This window comes from Paenibacillus prosopidis, assembly GCF_003337375.1.
In the GTDB taxonomy this organism is placed as follows: Bacteria; Bacillota; Bacilli; order Paenibacillales; family Paenibacillaceae; genus Pristimantibacillus; species Pristimantibacillus prosopidis.
In genome coordinates, this window is sequence record NZ_QPJD01000007.1 from 262366 (window position 1) to 279782 (window position 17417).

General features: G+C 45.4%; 15 protein-coding genes and 1 pseudogene. 6 read left to right on the top strand and 10 right to left on the bottom strand.

Translation table 11 applies throughout. The features are described 5' to 3' along the window. Window positions 1-44: 44 nt before the first annotated feature. The 3 genes and pseudogenes from metH to DFP97_RS13070 form a co-directional block, all read right to left on the bottom strand. On the bottom strand, window positions 45-3488 hold the full coding sequence (gene metH, locus DFP97_RS13060) for a methionine synthase (protein ID WP_114380420.1): 3444 nt from the start codon (window positions 3486-3488) through the stop codon (window positions 45-47). A 164-nt stretch (window positions 3489-3652) separates the two neighbouring features. After that, window positions 3653-4942, bottom strand: a complete 1290-nt coding sequence (locus tag DFP97_RS13065) for an adenylosuccinate synthase (protein ID WP_114380421.1) — start codon at window positions 4940-4942, stop codon at window positions 3653-3655. Between the two features lie 16 nt (window positions 4943-4958). After that, window positions 4959-5855 (bottom strand): annotated as a pseudogene (locus DFP97_RS13070) (methylenetetrahydrofolate reductase); the annotation flags it as partial. Window positions 5856-5979: 124 nt separating this feature from the next. Between DFP97_RS13070 and DFP97_RS13075 the strand changes: the two are divergent. Continuing rightward, window positions 5980-6321 carry a carbohydrate kinase family protein gene (locus DFP97_RS13075; RefSeq protein WP_245976183.1) on the top strand — a complete coding sequence of 114 codons (342 nt, stop codon included), beginning with the start codon at window positions 5980-5982 and terminating at the stop codon, window positions 6319-6321. A gap of 240 nt (window positions 6322-6561) precedes the next feature. Here the strand turns inward: DFP97_RS13075 and mtnK are convergent, their stop codons facing one another. Beyond that, on the bottom strand, window positions 6562-7773 hold the full coding sequence (gene mtnK / locus DFP97_RS13080; protein ID WP_114380423.1) for an S-methyl-5-thioribose kinase: 1212 nt from the start codon (window positions 7771-7773) through the stop codon (window positions 6562-6564). A 211-nt stretch (window positions 7774-7984) separates the two neighbouring features. Between mtnK and DFP97_RS13085 the strand changes: the two genes are divergently transcribed. Both DFP97_RS13085 and DFP97_RS13090 read left to right on the top strand, forming a co-directional pair. Beyond that, the gene (locus tag DFP97_RS13085; protein WP_114380424.1) at window positions 7985-9175 is read left to right on the top strand and encodes a pyridoxal phosphate-dependent aminotransferase; all 1191 of its coding nucleotides are present in this window, start codon (window positions 7985-7987) and stop codon (window positions 9173-9175) included. Window positions 9176-9210: 35 nt separating this feature from the next. Continuing rightward, window positions 9211-9744 carry a cupin domain-containing protein gene (locus DFP97_RS13090; protein WP_114380425.1) on the top strand — a complete coding sequence of 178 codons (534 nt, stop codon included), beginning with the start codon at window positions 9211-9213 and terminating at the stop codon, window positions 9742-9744. Between the two features lie 57 nt (window positions 9745-9801). Here DFP97_RS13090 and DFP97_RS13095 read toward each other — a convergent pair whose 3' ends face one another. Further along, complete coding sequence (locus tag DFP97_RS13095; RefSeq protein WP_245976185.1) at window positions 9802-10716, bottom strand: fused MFS/spermidine synthase; 915 nt, start codon at window positions 10714-10716, stop codon at window positions 9802-9804. Between the two features lie 528 nt (window positions 10717-11244). Here DFP97_RS13095 and hflX point away from each other — a divergent pair. Together hflX and DFP97_RS13105 are read left to right on the top strand one after the other, a co-directional pair. Continuing rightward, window positions 11245-12510, top strand: a complete 1266-nt coding sequence (hflX, locus tag DFP97_RS13100; RefSeq protein ID WP_114380426.1) for a GTPase HflX — start codon at window positions 11245-11247, stop codon at window positions 12508-12510. A gap of 194 nt (window positions 12511-12704) precedes the next feature. After that, on the top strand, window positions 12705-13109 hold the full coding sequence (locus tag DFP97_RS13105; RefSeq protein WP_114380427.1) for a CHRD domain-containing protein: 405 nt from the start codon (window positions 12705-12707) through the stop codon (window positions 13107-13109). Window positions 13110-13166: 57 nt separating this feature from the next. Here the strand turns inward: DFP97_RS13105 and DFP97_RS13110 are convergent, their stop codons facing one another. Both DFP97_RS13110 and DFP97_RS13115 read right to left on the bottom strand, forming a co-directional pair. Then, window positions 13167-13619: a DUF421 domain-containing protein gene (locus DFP97_RS13110; RefSeq protein ID WP_114380428.1), complete on the bottom strand. Its 453-nt coding sequence runs from the start codon at window positions 13617-13619 to the stop codon at window positions 13167-13169. A 9-nt stretch (window positions 13620-13628) separates the two neighbouring features. Next, entirely contained in the window at window positions 13629-13808 is a 180-nt protein-coding gene (locus DFP97_RS13115) for a small acid-soluble spore protein H (protein ID WP_114380429.1), read from the bottom strand. A 239-nt stretch (window positions 13809-14047) separates the two neighbouring features. Between DFP97_RS13115 and DFP97_RS13120 the strand changes: the two genes are divergently transcribed. Next, a complete protein-coding gene (locus DFP97_RS13120) occupies window positions 14048-14521 on the top strand; it encodes a hypothetical protein (RefSeq protein ID WP_114380430.1) in 474 nt (157 codons plus the stop codon). Between the two features lie 66 nt (window positions 14522-14587). Here DFP97_RS13120 and nikE read toward each other — a convergent pair whose 3' ends face one another. The 3 genes from nikE to nikD are packed head-to-tail and all read right to left on the bottom strand — an operon-like array spanning window position 14588 to window position 17417. Next, the gene (nikE, locus tag DFP97_RS13125) at window positions 14588-15385 is read right to left on the bottom strand and encodes a nickel import ATP-binding protein NikE (RefSeq protein WP_114380431.1); all 798 of its coding nucleotides are present in this window, start codon (window positions 15383-15385) and stop codon (window positions 14588-14590) included. Next, on the bottom strand, window positions 15382-16587 hold the full coding sequence (gene cntE, locus DFP97_RS13130) for a staphylopine family metallophore export MFS transporter CntE (RefSeq protein WP_114380432.1): 1206 nt from the start codon (window positions 16585-16587) through the stop codon (window positions 15382-15384). Before cntE ends, nikE begins: the two co-directional genes overlap by 4 nt. After that, window positions 16584-17417 (bottom strand): nickel import ATP-binding protein NikD, encoded by an 834-nt coding sequence (gene nikD / locus DFP97_RS13135; protein WP_245976186.1) that lies wholly within the window; start codon window positions 17415-17417, stop codon window positions 16584-16586. Before nikD ends, cntE begins: the two co-directional genes overlap by 4 nt.

Below are 17417 nucleotides of genomic sequence, written 5' to 3' on the forward strand. Positions count from 1 at the left end.
TCCGTGGGCTTGATGCTCACATTATACATATCACGTTCGTTTTACTAAGCCTTGTCGACGTTAAAGTAACGTGCTTCGGGATGCGCAAAGACAATTGCTGAGACCGAAGCCTCCGGATCCATCATGAACGACTCCGTCAGCTCTACACCGATATCCTCCGGCTTCAGCAGAGCGAAGAGCGGCTCCTGATCCTCCAGATCCGGACAAGCCGGATAACCGAAGGAGAAACGCTGTCCGATATACTTCGCTCCAAAGCGCTCCTGCATCGTCATCTGGAGCGCGTCGGGGATTCCCCATACATCACGCATGATATGATGAACCCGCTCCGCGAACCCTTCCGCAACCTCAAGCGCAGTTGCCTGCAACGCATGTGATTTGAGATAATCGCCTTTTTCACGCAGCTCCTTTGCAAGCTCGTTGATCCCATGCCCAGCTGTGACCAATAGGAAGCCCACATAGTCCATTTGGCCGCTTTCCACCGACTTCAAGTAATCGGCCAAGCAGTAGTAAGGCTCAGTTTCCTGTCTTGGAAAGGTAAATGTCTGCAGTACTTTGCCTTTATCGTCCGAATCGTAAACAAGCACATCGTTGCCGCTAGATTGCGCAGGGAAAAAGCGATACATCCCATGCGCTTGAATAATCCCGTTTTTCTGAGCATCATTCAGAATCGAATCCACGGTATCTTTCAGCTGCAAGGCTTTAGCATCCTTTTCTCTCAAGAGACGCTCTACTTTACCTTTCAAGCCCAGATGATGGCCAAGCAGCATCTGCATGTTAACATAAGGCATAATGTGACCGATTGGATAATCCCGCAAAATGTGCCGCTTTAAATCTGGCGGCACATGAACCGGAACCTCCTTTGAAATCGTAGAAGCATTAACCCGTGTCATCTTCGGCAGCAGATCTTCCTTCTTGCCAGTTTCCATGACATCCAATTCCTTGGTCTCCCTCAGTTCTTGAATGAGCCGCTTCCGCTGCTCAGGATCGTTCAACCGGTTAGCAATGTCCAATCCGTCCATCGCATCCTTGGCATACAAGACCATTCCATCATATTCAGGAGCAATGCGCGTCTTCGTAAATTTGCGGGTCAAGGCAGCGCCTCCGACCAGTATCGGTGCATCGACGCCTGCTCCCCGCAAATCCTGTGCTGTAATGACCATTTGCTGCGCCGATTTAACTAGCAGGCCTGATAATCCGATTGCAGCGGGCAGTTCTCTTCGATAAGCTTCAATGATCTGCTCCGGAGGAACCTTGATTCCAAGGTTCACAATCTTGTATCCATTATTAGAGAGAATGATCTCCACGAGATTTTTACCGATATCGTGAACGTCGCCTTTAACCGTTGCGAGAATGATTTTCCCTTTTTCAGCAGATTCATCTTTCTTCATAAAAGGTTCCAGATAGGAAACGGAGGCCTTCATTACTTCCGCACTCTGCAGAACTTCAGCTACAATAAGCTCATTGTTGTTAAACAATCGTCCAACTTCCGCCATTCCTTTCATCAACGGACCGTTAATGACTTCAAGTGGAGAATATACCTTCAGCGCTTCTTCCAAATCGGGAATGAGCCCTTCCTTCGTCCCTTCGATCACATAGGAACCGAGGCGGTCTTCAAGCGAGAGGTTTGAAATCTTTTCTTTCTTCTCTACCTTTTTGACACGGAAATGCGCCACAAACTTGGCAAGTGTATCATCGTTCGTATTATAAATTAATTCCTCGGCGAGACGGCGCTCTTCCTCTGAAATTGAAGCATAACGCTCCAGCTTCTCGGTGTTAACGATGGCGTAGTCCAATCCGGCCTTGGTACAATGGTACAAGTAAACAGCGTTCAACACTTCCCGGCCTGCATCAGGAAGACCGAAGGAAATATTGCTAAGACCTAGAATGGTCTTGCATTCCGGATATTTCGCTTTAATCCATTTAATTCCTTCAATCGTTTCGACAGCAGATCCGAGATACTGTGGATCACCAGAACCGACCGGGAACATGTTCGGGTCAAAAATAATATCGTGCGGTTTCAAACCATATTTATTTGTCAACAAGTCATATGCCCGATCCGCGACCTCGATCTTAGCTTTTCTGGATACGGCTTGACCTCGTTCATCGATGAGGATCATGACAACAGCTGCCCCGTATTTATGAATCAAAGGCACAATAGCGGCAAACTTGGCTTCACCATCCTCCAGATTGATCGAATTGATAATCGCTTTTCCTTGCGAATATTTCAAACCAAGTTCAATGATGTGATCATAAGTGGAGTCGATCATGAGCGGCGCTTTTACTTTTTTGACCACTTCCTGCAGAAAATGCTTCATCGCATACGCCTCGTCGATATCTGTATCCTGCAAATTAATATCAATGACGTGAGCGCCATTCTTCACTTGCGCCCTGGCAATTTCTGAACCTTCCTCGAACTTTTTTTCTTTTATTAATCTTTTGAACTTTCGGGAACCTGATATGTTCGTTCTCTCGCCGACCATGATCGGACGATTCTCATCTTCGATATAGACGGTCTCGATCCCTGACACCGCAGCGGGATGACTGCCATAATTCTTACGGGGAGAGTATTGGCTCATTGTATCTGCTAAGGCGCGAATATGAGCAGGCGTCGTTCCGCAGCAGCCTCCGACAATGTTAAGCCAGCCCTGTTCGGCGAAGCCTTCCAGCTTCTTGGCCAATGACTCCGGCGATTCATGGTAATGCCCGTTCTCATCGGGCAAACCAGCATTCGGATAACAGCTAATGGCCGAATCGGCTATTTGCGATAACGTGCGAATATGGTCACGCATAAACTCAGGACCTGTCGCACAGTTCAGACCAATTGAGATCGGGTTTAAATGCTCCAGTGAAATATAGAAAGATTCGATATGTTGACCTGCCAAAGTTGTACCCATGGGTTCTATAGTTCCTGAGATCATAATTGGAAGCTCAACACCGAGCTGTTCGAAGGCTCTTCGTACGCCGATACTGGCCGCTTTAACATTGAGCGTATCCTGTGAAGTTTCGATTAACAGAGCTTCAACGCCACCCTCAATCAAGGCTGCCGCCTGCTCAAAATAGCTTTCTTCCAACTGTTCGAAGGTCACTCCTCCTGTGACAGATAGCGATTTGGTCGTAGGCCCCAACGCTCCTGCCACATACCGAGGCCACTCCGGCGTGGAATATTTCTCTGCTGCTTCAATGGCAAGCTTTGCAGCAGCAATATTAATTTCTCTTGATTTCTCTTGGAGATCATATTCTGACAGTACGACTTTCGTAGCACCGAAGGTGTTCGTTTCAATCATATCGGAACCCGCGGCAAGATACGCTTCATGAATGTTTAAAATAATATCCGGACGCGTCAGGACAAGCATCTCATTACATCCTTCCAGTTCTTCCCCTCCAAAATCTTCGGCAATGAGATTCTCCTGCTGAATCATAGTCCCCATAGCGCCATCCAGTATCAGAATCTTCTTTTGCATTTGTTCTTGAATAGATGGTTTTTTCACGGTTATTCTTCCTTTCACTTCGGAATCACCCCATAACAGACTTTTATGTATATGAAGTCTATGTTAGTAATCATCCCCGCTTGCATTTGCAAAGAGATTAGCAAATTACAGCGGGGGGTTGATTTTCCGAGTATCTCCCTTGAATTGGACATTAGTCCATTTTGTTACGGTTGAAATACATGGTTCACTACAATCGTTTGATCACGGTCTGGTCCAACAGAAAAAATAGATACTGGAATACCTGTTAAAAAACTGATTCTCTCTATGAATTGACGCGCATTTGCGGGCAGCTCCCCCAATGACTTGACTCTTGTAATGTCCTCCGACCAGCCGGGGAGCTCTTCATAGATAGGCTCACATTTTGCCAGGATGTTAAGATTAGCAGGGAAAGATTCCATAACTTCGTCTTTATATTTATATGCCGTACAGATTTTCAACTTGTCAATACCAGTCAAAACATCGATCGAATGAAGCGAAAGTCCTGTTACTCCGCTCACGCGGCGAGCATGGCGGACCACAATACTGTCAAACCATCCCACACGTCTTGGACGACCTGTAGTAGTTCCATATTCATGACCAACTTCACGAATGTGGTTTCCAATGTCATTCATTAATTCAGTTGGAAATGGACCATCTCCTACTCTGGTTGTGTATGCCTTGGCTACCCCTATCACCTGATGAATCTTGGTTGGTCCGACACCTGCACCGATACAGACCCCTCCAGCGATCGGATTGGAAGAGGTGACGAATGGATAGGTGCCATGATCAATGTCCAGCATGACTCCCTGGGCACCTTCAAACAAAACCCTTTTTCCTGCATCTACCGCATCGTTAAGCAGCACTGACGTATCGGACACATAAGGTCGAAGGATTTCTGCTATTGCCAAATATTCACCTAGAAGCTCCTCTATATTAAAGCCTTCTGTCAAGTAAACTTTCTCAAACAAACGATTCTTTTCCTCCACATTACGCCTTAACTTGCGTTCGAATTCCTCAGGATCCAAAAGATCCGCTATACGAATGCCCGCGCGGGCAAATTTATCCGTATAAGCTGGTCCAATTCCTCTGCGCGTCGTACCAATCTTATTCGTTCCTTTAGCATCTTCTTCTACAGAATCCAACTTGATATGATAAGGCATAATGATGTGTGCCCGATTGCTGATCCGTAAGTGATCCGTACTCACTTTATGACTATGAAGGTACTCAATCTCTTGAATAAGCGCCTTCGGATCAACAACGACTCCGTTTCCAATAACACAAATCTTATCCTTATATAAAATTCCGGAAGGAATCAGGTGCAGTTTATATTTATTTCCCTCAAACACGATGGTATGACCCGCATTATTCCCGCCTTGATACCGGGCGACAATGTCCGCTTTTTCCGCTAAATAATCGGTAATCTTGCCTTTCCCTTCATCTCCCCACTGCGTCCCCACAACAACGACTGCCGACATCCCGCATCCCTCCGTCTTATCTTTTACTCTTCAAATACCTCGTCAATTCTGCCGTCATTTCATACCGCATAAACGGAGTAATCAGATAAATTCCTTTAAAAGAACGGTAAACGGTATCCACGAGCTCCATCGCAATTTCCAATCCTTGTTTTCTTGCATCTTCACCTTGGAAGCGAGCCATCCTAGCAAGTACGTCATCGGAGAGTCGTATGCCTGGAACTTGATTATGGAGAAATTCAGCATTCCGATAGCTGGTTAAAGGCATGATCCCAATAAAGATAGGAATAGCTAAATACTGAGTTGCTTGTGCTACCAGTTCGATTTGTTGATGACAGAAGAGAGGTTGACTCATGGCATAATCCGCACCTGCCGCAATCTTTTTCTCCAGCCTCTCAACAGACTTGTTTAAATGCCGTGTATTGGGATTGAAGGCTGCCCCTACGGTAAATGTCGTGCATGCTTTAAGGGGGCGGCCCGAGAATGAAATACCCTCGTTTAACTTTTTAATCATGCGAATCATTTCTGATGAAGTCGTATCGAAAACAGGCGCAGCACCCGGAAGGTCGCCATAGCGCGGAGGGTCGCCAGTTACAATGAGCACATGATCAATACCCAAGGCGTAAAGTCCCATCATATGAGACTGTTGAGCAATCAAATTCCTGTCCCGGCAAGTCACGTGGAGGAGAGGGCGAATCCCAACCCGCTCTCTTACAAGCGTTCCCATCGCTACATTGCTGATACGGGTCATTGCCAGCGAGTTATCAGCCATCGTTACCGCATCAGCACCAGCCTCTTTCAGCGCTATAGCCCCCTCTAAAAAAGGAGAGTAGTCCAGATCTCTTGGAGGATCCAATTCTACAATAATGGTAGTTTGTTCTTGAACCATTTCCGGTAGAGTTCGTAGCTTAGGCGGGTCTGAACCTTGCTTCATCCTCTCACCTCTATTCTATTTTCATTTAATATATTCTATGTGATAGAAACGAAAAGGTATGGATGAGTAGATATTATTATGCCTAAATATAGAATGTTCAGTATTTTTGAATATCGATCAAAAACAAGATTCTCTTATTCAATTTGTTGATCGGATGGGAATGGGCTCTATGGTGGCTACATTGGGAGAAAAAGGGGCTGTCTACTATCCCCAAACCAAAGAGGTAGGTTATCAACCTGTCTTTCCTGTCAAACTTGTTGATTCAAGCGGAGCAGGAGATGCTTTCTTTTCAGGTACAGTCATGGGATTAGTTAAGGGGCTCTCTTTAAAAGAAGCGGTGATTTGCGGAACCAAGGTGGCAGGGTGGACCATTGAATCTGCTGAAAACATATGCCCGGAGCTGCCCATAAGATTAAAACAAGATGAATTCTTTAAAAATATGAAGTGAGCAAACTAACCTTGAGGAATAGTCATGTTAAAAAGAAGAGGCTGTCCCCTAAGTGATTTACTTAGGGGATAGCCTCTTAGTTTTTGTAAGATGATCTATATGAATGCCAAGCGTTTCTAATCGCAGATTAGCCACATAGTAGTCTAATTCAGCGGGAACAGCGTGTACCTTAGCTTGAAGCGACTTTCCATTCTTTGATAGTCATATACAATACCTCCCAATTTTTATTAACTTACTTTTTCATCCCAACTCTACTAACTGTCTTACACGGGATGTAATATCGTAAATTTCTTTCACCTGACGTCTCTCAAGTACCAGCTTTTGTCCGACCGACAGCGCTAATTTTTCCCCGTTTGCCCGCAGCTTTGGATCGCTTATGCTTTCCAGATCCCATACATGTGCAAGACCGATAATCCGGCGTATCATCTTGCAGCCTGCATATCCTGAAGCATCCTCCAGTACTTGAAGCAAGTAATGGTCTACATATCCCGGGATTACCGCCATTCGCTCCTTTGCTTCTTTTTCCCATAACTGCCTGAATTCTTTTTCAAAGCAAGTCCATATTTGTTCAATCATCGTAAGAAGATACTCTTGATAATTCATGCGTTCCCCCAAGTCCGGAGTATGCCCTTCATGGGAGGCAAAGCTTAGCAGAAGATTTCCGATCACGGCCCCGATATCAAATCCCATAGGTCCATAAAAAGTAAATTCCGGATCAATCACTTTGGTATCCTCTTCTGTCACCATGATACTGCCGGTATGAAGGTCGCCATGGATAAGCGCCTGGGCATGAGTGAGGAAACCATCCTTTAGCTTTGCGACTTCAAGCTTCAATTGGTTGTTCATCCATATTTCTTCCACCGTATCCGCTATCAATGGATTAAATTGATTCTCTCCGGAATCGAAATAAGGGTAAGTGAAAATGAGATCCTCTGAGATTTTGCACATTTCCGGATTCATGAATTGAACCGTTCTTTTCTTCTTTGTTTGCGCGGGCAAAGCGATATCGGACGTCATAAACAAAGTTCGTGCCAGGAAGGTGCCGATATGACTCGCAAAATGAGGATAGCGCTTTCGGGCAGCAAGCCCCTTACGCATAATGAGGTGGTTAGATAGATCCTCCATGATAGTCAACGCCAGAACTCTATCATAATGATAGACTTTTGGTACTAAACCGGGACAGATCCTGTCATGATTGATCAATGCCTGGCTTTCAATGCGTGCCCGGTCGAGAGTTAACGGCCATGATTCTCCAATTGCTCGCGCAAAGGGGCGCGCCTGCTTCATAATAATACTCTTACCTGATCGTTTGTCTGTAAGCTGAAAGACGAGATTTAAATTTCCATCCCCGACCTTTCTGCAAATGAGCTGAGCATTCTCTGGAAATAGATCCGTAAACTTTAGGGCATAGGTTATAGCTCCCTGTTCATCAAGGGGGTGGTATCGAAGCATAAGGTCCCTCTCCTCTATTGAAAAAGTATTCCTATTCTATAAATAATCCAAGAGAGAAGCATTGGTGTTTGTAAAAGGCGAAAATAGTAAATTAGACTAACTATTTAGGTGATTAATAGAGAGACAAACGATTGTTTTTCTAATAGATGATAGATGTACAAGCAAATCTGCTTTCCCCGTCATATCCTTTCTTAATAGGGGAGGGGATGTAATGGATGAACAAATAGGAAAATTCGAAATTAAGGCATCAGCTCAATTGAACCGTCTTCCCGTTCAATTTTTCTCAACCCTGGTGTCGAGAGTAAACAAATTCACCGCAGAAGGATACGATGTCATTAATCTCGGACAGGGAAATCCCGATCTTCCCACTCCGTCGCATATTGTTCATTCCTTAAAAGAGGCGGCCGAAAATCCGTTAAACCACAAGTACCCCCCATTTTCCGGGAGAAGAGAATTAAAAGAGGCTATATGTCAGTGGTATAAGAATGAACATGGCGTTTCTCTCGATCCCGAGGAAGAAGTAGCCATTCTTGCCGGAGCGAAAACAGGCTTGGTAGAGCTTTCGGCCGTATTGCTCGATCCGGGAGATAGCGCGCTTGTTCCTGACCCTGGATATCCGGATTACTGGTCGGGGATTGCGCTGTCAGGAGCTGAGATGGTTACGATGCCGCTGCTGCGGGAAAATTCCTATTTTCCTGATTTCGAAAAAATTACAGCAGAGCAGCTGAAAAGGACGAAATTAATGTTTCTAAATTATCCGTCCAATCCTACCGGTGTCTGCGCCCCTGCCTCCTTATTCGATGAGGCCATTCGGTTTGCAGAGAAAAACCATATTGTCATCGCACATGACTTTGCCTACGGAGCCATCGGATTTGACGGGAAGAAACCGGTTAGCTTCTTGACTCGTCCCGGAGCGAAAGAGGTCGGGGTCGAATTCTATACTCTATCCAAAACCTATAACATGGCAGGCTGGCGAATCGGTTTCGCGCTGGGGAATAAGAACGTCATCCGATTAATCAATAAGCTTCAGGATCATTATTATGTCAGCTTGTTTGGAGCGGTTCAAGATGCGGCGGTTACCGCTTTGATGCACTCTCAGAACTGTGTAAGGGAGCTGGTCGGCATATATGAATCCAGAAGGAACTCCTTTTATTATGAAATGGGTAAAATCGGATGGCATGCTCCGCCTTCCGAAGGGACGTTCTTTGCTTGGCTTCCGGTTCCGCCCGGATATACCTCCAGCCAGTTTGCAAATCTGCTTCTGGAAAAGGTTCAGGTGGTTGTGGCGCCAGGCATCGGATTTGGCAAGCACGGTGAGGGATACGTTCGTGCGGGACTCCTCACGAATGAAGAACGGCTTCGTGAAGCGGTACACCGAATTCAATCCTTGTCCCTCTTTTAAGAGGGTAGAAACTTCTATTGAAAGGGGAAAACAGTATGGCGGAGATCGTACTTCGTAAAACAAATGAAAGAATTAAAGGCGAGGAAAACGTAAAAAGTTTCTTGGAAGATCAGGGCGTTCTTTATGAACACTTGGATACTAACAAGCTGCCGGAAAACCTCCAGGAAAAATTTATTCTCTCCGACTCGGAGAAAGAAAAGATTCTTGACGTTTTCGATGCAGAAATCAGATCGCTTGCGCAAAGGCACGGTTATCAAAGATGGGATATTGTAGCCCTCTCTGATGCTACGCCTAATCTGGATGAGCTCCTGAAGAAATTTCAGCAGGTCCATGTGCATACCGAAGACGAAGTTCGTATTATTACGGCAGGAAAAGGGATCTTCACCGTTAAAGGGAGCAAAGATACCGGCTACTTCGATATAGAATTAGTCCCTGGCGATGTGATTTCTGTTCCGGTGAATACACCCCATTTCTTCACTTTGATGGAAAACCGGCGCGTGGTCGCAGTAAGATTGTTTATTGATGCCGCAGGATGGGTCGCTCATCCTTATGAAGATCCCGATTTCTAGGCTAATGTTTGCATGAAAAAACGAAAGAGGGCTATCCCATAGCCCTCTCCCTAACCATCATTGTGAATACGCGCTTTGTTGATCTGAATGGTAATATTTGAATAGCCTCAGCTTTCTTAAACTATTCGGCAAGGCCTTACTTTTTTCTGCACGAACTTCCTTCGGCAATTTAAACAAGGTTGAAAGGTTTTTGGGGAGCGTTAAATGGGGAACCGATACTTTCTTTTTGCCTGGAATCATCTTTCTAAACGAAGCGATCTGGAATCCCCAATCTCCAAAGGAAGGGACATAAACGTAGTAGCTTTTCGTTACCATTCCGACGCTTTTTAATGTATGATAAATACTCCAGTACACACGCGGCATATCTTCGGTCGAATTAGATTGAATGACAATAATCCCGCCCGGAGCAAGCGATTTTACTACACGCCGGAAAAACTCTTTGGTATAAAGCTTACTTATCACTTTATCAGACGGATCCGGAAAATCGACGATAATGACATTGTAGGTTTTTGAATTTGGTTTTGGATTCAATGGAAAAAAAGTTCTTGCATCCTTTTGATAAATTTTAACCCGCTTATCATATAAGGAACGATTATTTAATAGAGACATAGGCTTTCTTTTTGCGATTTGAATCATTTTTGGATCCAACTCAACAAGATCAACCGATTTTACATCACGATATTTAAGTACTTCCCGTACTGCGAATCCGTCGCCCCCGCCCAATATTAATACATTGCGACGGCTAGGTGACATGGTCATGGCCGGGAGAACAAGTGCCTCGTGATAAAAGCGTTCATCCAATGAACTGAACTGCAGCTGCTTATCGAGATACAAACGTATATCCTTCGCTTCCAGCAAGACAATATTTTGGTAGCGGCTTTTACCTCTATATAAAATTTTAGGCTTTCGTTGCAGCAAATGCTTCAGGGTTTGTTGATCCCATATATCTCCCCGCATAATCTTTTTTGGCAATGATTTCACCTCTCATTATCAATGAAGTTTTTCCCGTATTCCCTCATGAGAAGCCTTATATTCCATCAGTACACCTTTACACAATTTAAAATCAAGATATGCCATGCTGTCCGGGAAAGTGTGGGCAACAAGCCAAGAAGATTAGCAATTGCCATAAACTTACTCCTGTGGTAAACTCGACTTACTTAAAATGGAACGGAGGGTTACGTGTGATAGACTACATCCGAGTTAGATCTTTGCGCAGCTAATTGAATAGCGCCAAAGGCTCTGCCTGTGTGCAGAGGACTCAGGATTGGTCTGTCCATTTTTAAAGGTAACCCTATATTGAAATACACGAAGAGGCAGTCTCGATTATTCGATCTACCTTCTTCGTGTTTGCCTTTAAATAAGGAACATTTCATGGCCATAAATCCGGCAAGTAAGGAGCTTTTTTTCCTTATGGATTTTTCTGATATCCTCTTAATGAAAAACACAGGCAGTCTGCCTGTGTTTTTTATTTTGCTTTTTAAAATTGGAGGATGATGATTTATGGAACAACTGAAACAGAAAGCGATTATCGTCGGGGTCAATCTCCTTAACCAGCCTGACTTTTCATATTCAATGGAAGAGCTCCGCAGCTTGGCCGCCGCTTGCAATGTGGAGGTCGTTGGCGAGCTGTGCCAAAAAGCAGCCCGCGTGAATTCCTCCCATTACATTGGAACCGGCAAGCTAAAGGAATTGCTGGCGCTGCTTGAAGAGAATGACGCACCTGTCGTTATTTTTAACGATGAGCTGTCTCCTGCCCAGATTCGCAACCTTGAAGCCGCTCTACAGCGGAAGGTGATCGACCGGACCATATTAATTCTCGATATTTTCTCGGAACGAGCCAAAACAAGGGAAGCGCAGCTTCAAGTGGAGATCGCTGAGCTGCAGTATATGCTTCCCCGTCTGGTCGGTCTTCGGGAATCATTAGGCCGGCAAGGCGGCGGCGCGGGTTTGAAAAACAGAGGCTCCGGCGAAACCAAATTAGAGCTCGACCGGCGGCGAATCGAAGAACGAATAACGGCTATGCAGGCCGAGCTCGAGAAGCTGGTGTCCCGGCGCCAGATCCAGCGGAAGCAGCGCCATAAAAATGAAGTTCCCGTCGTTTGTTTGGTCGGTTATACCAATACAGGCAAATCAAGCTTGATGAACGTCATCATGGAAACGTTCAATCCGGGAGCTAACAAACAAGTATTGGCTCAAGATATGTTATTCGCAACGCTGGAAACGTCCGTCAGAAGCATCGTGCTGCCCGATCAGAAATCGTTCTTGTTAACGGACACGGTCGGATTTGTAAGCAAATTGCCCCATCATCTCATTAAAGCGTTCCGTTCGACGTTGGAGGAAGTTGCCGAAGCGGATTTACTGGTTCATGTGGTTGATTATTCCAACCCGGAATATGAGAAGCACATTTCCGTTACTAACGATACGCTAAAAGAACTGGGCGCCGATCATATTCCGGCCATTTATGCTTATAACAAGTCGGATTTAACGGATGAGAATTATCCGCGGGTTCATGACGGCAGCGTATACCTCTCCGCCAAACAAAGAAGCGGAATCGATGAGCTGATAGAGCTGATCCGCGGGCGCATCTTTCATGATTATATGCAATGCGAAATCGTGATTCCTTTCGAACAAGGACGGCTGGTCGCTTACTTTAACGAGCATGCCCATGTTCAATCGACGAGCTATGAACCGGAAGGCACGCGCCTCAAGCTAGAGTGCAAAGCGGCCGACTACAATAAGTACCGGAACCAGTTCATTGAATTCTAGAAGGAATTGGAAAAAAAGAGGTATCTCATAAAGGGTGAGATACCTCTTTCATCTAACAATGAAGACTTTATAATCGAGCTCCAAATACAAATAGATTAAGATAGCCCGTTTCACTTGCTGTAGACGGATAAACAAACAAATCTATTAATCTCAAAATATATTATAGTAACACGCGAGAAGAGGAGTGAGGTCTTATCAGAACATTCAAGGCCTTCTTAAAAGGGCGAAATGAGGTTCCTCCTGTAAAAACGGCAGCCACTGGAAATGCTGTTTTCCAACTCGATAGCAGCGGTACTCAATTAAGATTCCGACTTACCGTTCTTAACATCACTGGTGTTACTGAAGCACATATTCATCTTGGACAAAGAGGACAAAACGGTCCCGTTGTCGCCTTTCTGTTCGGTCCGTCAAAATTTGGCATATCAGTAAGACGCGGAATCGTTCGGGGTGTCCTGACAAGCCAAGATTTAGTCGATCTTCTGGCAGGAAAAACGATCATGGACTTAGTTCGTGAGTTTGATAACGGCAACGCATATGTTAATGTACACACCATACAAAATCCAGATGGAGAAATTCGCGGCCAAATCCGCCGAAATTAACGAGAGAAAATGGAAAAGGACACCGAACCTCTTCTGTCAGTGTCCTCTCCTTACCCTTTATTTCTCTTTTTCAATTACACTAAGCTTTCCGTTCGGCTCCATAAAAGCTTCTTCGACCTGTTCAAGGCTTGTTAATCCTTTAACCCGTAATTCCTGATCTAAGTTATTTTTCGTTATTCTGGCTCTTCGCAACCCGTTTAGCAGTATTTTTCCGTTTTCAATTAGCTTAATAGGGCTGCCCATCACTAATTTTTCTATAAGCGGGCTTTTCATGGCAAGTACGCTGGCTAATATTTGCATCAACACTAGTCCGGCAATAGCTGCGATAAGAATGAATACATTTAGTTCAGGATCAGCTAATCCGTCCCCAATTATCGCTCCAATCGCTATAACGACGACCAGATCAAAATCCGTTAATCTTCCTACCGATTGACTTCCCATTACCCGAAAGGCTAATAATCCAACAACAAACAAACCAACTGCTCTTAGAACCGAAAGTACATAATCCATACACGTGTCTTAATGCTCTTCCAAGCTATGTACTGGCACCACTTGCTCATTCTCCGACTCATTGAGCGGGTAAATTCTCGCTGTTTCCTTATCGTGATCGACATGCTGAATAAAAACAGGATTTCCTTGGTAAGTTACATTTGCCATAACTGCAGATTCTGCGATCTCTTGCGCTCTTTGTACGTTCATGTCATGTCCTCCATTTGTTTAATCAAACCATATTTTACACACATTCCATTAAAATATTCTCGAAAGAAAAACGAGCGTTCTTTGCAAAGGAAGCTCTGGAATATTCAGATCAATTTTTGTAAATAAATTACAAGTATGTATATATATATTCGGTACACACTAAAGCAAGTAGCCCGAAAGGACAAGCAGCACCTTGAAAAACCTGCATTCAGCCGAAGCATACGAGGATATGGAAAAATATGAATGATAAAGAGAGAAAACCGGAGCTCATATTTTGGAGTATTGCCCTTCCAGGATTTGCCCAGCTATTAAACGGTAAATACGTTAAAGGGATTTTGTTTATTGCCTTGGAGTTCCTAATCAACGTGAATGCGAACTTTAATAAAGTGATTCTTTTGAGCTTTCAAGGTGAAATCAAGCAAGCAATCGAACAAGCCAATTATCAATGGCTGATGTTTTATCCTTGTCTTTACATGTTTGCAATGTGGGATGGATACCGGGATGTCGGGGGAATGAAAACTCCCTATTCCTTTCTTCCGTTCGTATTTACTGCGTATTTCTTAACCGTTGGGGTGATCTATTCCTCCAAGCTCAAACTATTTGGGGTACTGCTTGGTCCGGTTTGGCTGCCGATTCTATTTTTGCCCTTGGGTCTCGGAGTCGGTTTTATATTCAGCAGCATTTTAATCAATTTCAGGAAAAACTATGTATGAAGCCTGTAATTAACTACAAAGGAGCTAGCCATTATTGCTATGGCTTAGCTCCTTTTTAATTTAGTACTAGAGTGATCGTGACCGCGGGTGCTCCGAAAGAATAGACTGCAGCAGCCTCTGTACACTCGGGTGCGGCAGTTGTAGAAACTGCGTTTTGTCCTCACACTGTACAACCAATTCCCCTTTTTCCATGACGGCTAAAGCATCGGAAATGGTATATGCAGCTTTAATATCATGCGTGATAAACAGGTAAGAAAGGCCGAATATCGTCTTTAAGTCTTTTAACAAGGTCAAAATATTAGCTTGAGTCACCATGTCCAAACTGCTAACCGCCTCGTCCAATATAAGCATCTTCGGTTTTAAGGCAATCGCTCTCGCGATATTGATCCTTTGCAACTGCCCTCCGCTAAATTGATGAGGGTACTTCCTCATATCTTCCGGGCTTAGTCCGACTGTTTCCAGCAGCTCTCCTATCGTGCGCTTTTGCTCGTTAGGGGATAGGCTCTCGAAGTTTTGCAGCGGCTCCCCAATAATTTGCTCAGCGGTCATTCGCGGATTTACGGAAGAATAGCAATCTTGAAACACGACCTGCAGATCGCGGCGAAGATGTCTTCGGGTACTCGCATTCGTGTCATACAGATCGATTCCTTGGAAAAGAATCTGCCCCTTCTGCGGTTTTTCCAAACCTAGTATCACCTTGCCAAGCGTGCTCTTCCCTGCTCCGCTCGTTCCGAGAAGCCCCAGGCACTGGCCATGCTCGATGGTGAGCGATACATCGTCAAGCACCGTTGCCCGCTTCGCCTGCCAGAACAGGTTGGATGAGCCGTATCCATGAGTAACGTTCTTCACCTGCAGCAAACTCACTTGCTCACCCCCGGTTTTTTTGGAAATAGGACAAGCAGCAGAGCAGCCGCTCCAATGGCGATACAGCTGGAAAACATAGCTTCGTATGAATACGTGCTCGCCACCAGGCTCAGCCCCCAAATGCCTACGGAGGTTCCGAAGTCGGCGGCAGCAATGAACAGACCGATCCCTCTGCCTCTGAACCGTTCCGGCACGATAAACGACACATAAGTGAGCAGCGTTGGGTACAGCATCGACAATGCAATCCCGTTGCAAACGGCGGCTAGCAGTACAACAGGCAGCGATTCGGCCATCCGAACCAAACCGACGGCGGTCGTCATCAGGAGTATGAGCATGACAATCATCTTAAAAGGGAACCGTCCGTCTGTAGGAATCATTTTTCTGCCGAAGAAGCGCAAGGTTATAAGCACCGCGGTTTCGGTCAAGAAATACAATCCGGCATAAGGCAGTCCGCGCTTCTCCAAATAAAGCGGAAGAAAGGCAGCCACCGTACCGATGATTGCTGAAGCTAGCAGCATGATTACGGAAGGAAGCAGCAGCTTCCGGTCTTTCCACCCTTTATAGACATCACGGCTGCTGTGAAGATTGTCCGTTTGCAAATTTTCCTGCCTGCGAAGCTCAGGCAATCTGAGATTCATGCCGATGAGGAGCGTCGTCAAGCTGAGCGGGATCAACCCCATAAAAATGTACGTCATAGGGACCTTATCCGCAAAATACAGAGCGAGAAAAGGGCCGTAGGTATAAGGCAGCATGGATGAAAGCGAGAAAAGAGATAAGCCTTGACCGCGGGCTTTCGTGGGTAAAACTTCAATGATCATGAGATGCGACACCATGGAAAAGAAGGAAAGGATCACGCCCTGCAAAATTCGGAGCAAAGCGAAAACCCACAGCTCTTGAAAAAGGTACATCGTTATGACAACCGCATTCAATATCAGCGCCGCGGCAAAAATTCGTTTTGTCCCGAGCTTGTCGACAATTTTACCGGCGACAGGCCGTAAAAACATCGAGGTAAACATATATGCGCCCATAATTAGACCAATCTGAGCCGGGCTTGCTCCCAGCTTGTGCGAGCTCAGCGGCAGCAGAATCAGAAGGATATGGCTGGTCGTATAAAATAATATCGCTACGAGGTAAATCTGTATCGCTTTCGGCCCAAAGGGACGGTCCTGCAAAACCGTCTCCGGCGCTTTCAAGGCATTCATAACATGACAAACTCCTTAGTCGGCTGGTTGATCTGTAACGCGGGTCTGGCATTGAGCAGTTTTTTCGTATACTCATGCTGCGGATGATCGAACAGCTGGTAGACATCCGCTTTTTCAACTATCCGGCCATGCTGCATAACGACAACCTCGTCAGCCATCTCCGATATCACACCTAAATCATGAGAAATCAATAAAATGGATGTGCCGTATTCCGAACGTATGCGCTCCAGCTGCCTCAGAACCTGCAATTGATTGGTCACATCCAGAGCGGTAGTCGGCTCATCGGCAATAATGACGGATGGCCGGAGGCATATGGTAATAGCTATCATAACCCGCTGCAGCATTCCCCCGCTCAGTTGAAATGGATACTGCTTCATGATTCCTGCGGGATCAGGTAAATTTACATCTTCCAAAGAGGTAACCGCCAGCTCGAACGCTTGTTTTTTGGTTAGTGAGGTATGCGTACGGATCGTTTCAATGAATTGATCGCCGATCTTAATCACGGGAGTGAAGGCATTCATCGGATTTTGCATAATGAAGGCGATTTCTTTCCCGCGTATGCTCCGCATCGTATCCGCTTTCAGCCCGTTCAGCTCACGGCCGTTTAATCGTATGCTGCCTTCCACTCTGGTTGTTTTACGGTCCAGAAGCTGCATCAAGGACAGACTGGTAATCGTTTTGCCGCTGCCGCTTTCTCCTACAAGACCGAGCACGCGACCGGGCTTCAGCTCAAAATGGATGTCTTGAACCAGAGGAACCGTTCCCTGAGCCGTATTTACCGTTACGTGCAGGCCGCTCACCTGCAAAACATATCGTGGATCTATAATCAA

Bases quoted from the DNA above. Each gene is read 5' to 3' on its own strand.
- mtnK (WP_114380423.1), bottom strand. From the start codon at position 7,773: ATGCTTCGATACCACCCCCTTGATGAACAGGGAGCTATAACCTATGCC.
- hflX (WP_114380426.1), top strand. From the start codon at position 11,245: ATGGAACAACTGAAACAGAAAGCGATTATCGTCGGGGTCAATCTCCTT.
- DFP97_RS13120 (WP_114380430.1), top strand. From the start codon at position 14,048: ATGAATGATAAAGAGAGAAAACCGGAGCTCATATTTTGGAGTATTGCC.
- DFP97_RS13110 (WP_114380428.1), bottom strand. From the start codon at position 13,619: ATGGATTATGTACTTTCGGTTCTAAGAGCAGTTGGTTTGTTTGTTGTT.
- DFP97_RS13090 (WP_114380425.1), top strand. From the start codon at position 9,211: ATGGCGGAGATCGTACTTCGTAAAACAAATGAAAGAATTAAAGGCGAG.
- DFP97_RS13115 (WP_114380429.1), bottom strand. From the start codon at position 13,808: ATGAACGTACAAAGAGCGCAAGAGATCGCAGAATCTGCAGTTATGGCA.
- DFP97_RS13065 (WP_114380421.1), bottom strand. From the start codon at position 4,942: ATGTCGGCAGTCGTTGTTGTGGGGACGCAGTGGGGAGATGAAGGGAAA.
- cntE (WP_114380432.1), bottom strand. From the start codon at position 16,587: ATGAATGCCTTGAAAGCGCCGGAGACGGTTTTGCAGGACCGTCCCTTT.
- DFP97_RS13085 (WP_114380424.1), top strand. From the start codon at position 7,985: ATGGATGAACAAATAGGAAAATTCGAAATTAAGGCATCAGCTCAATTG.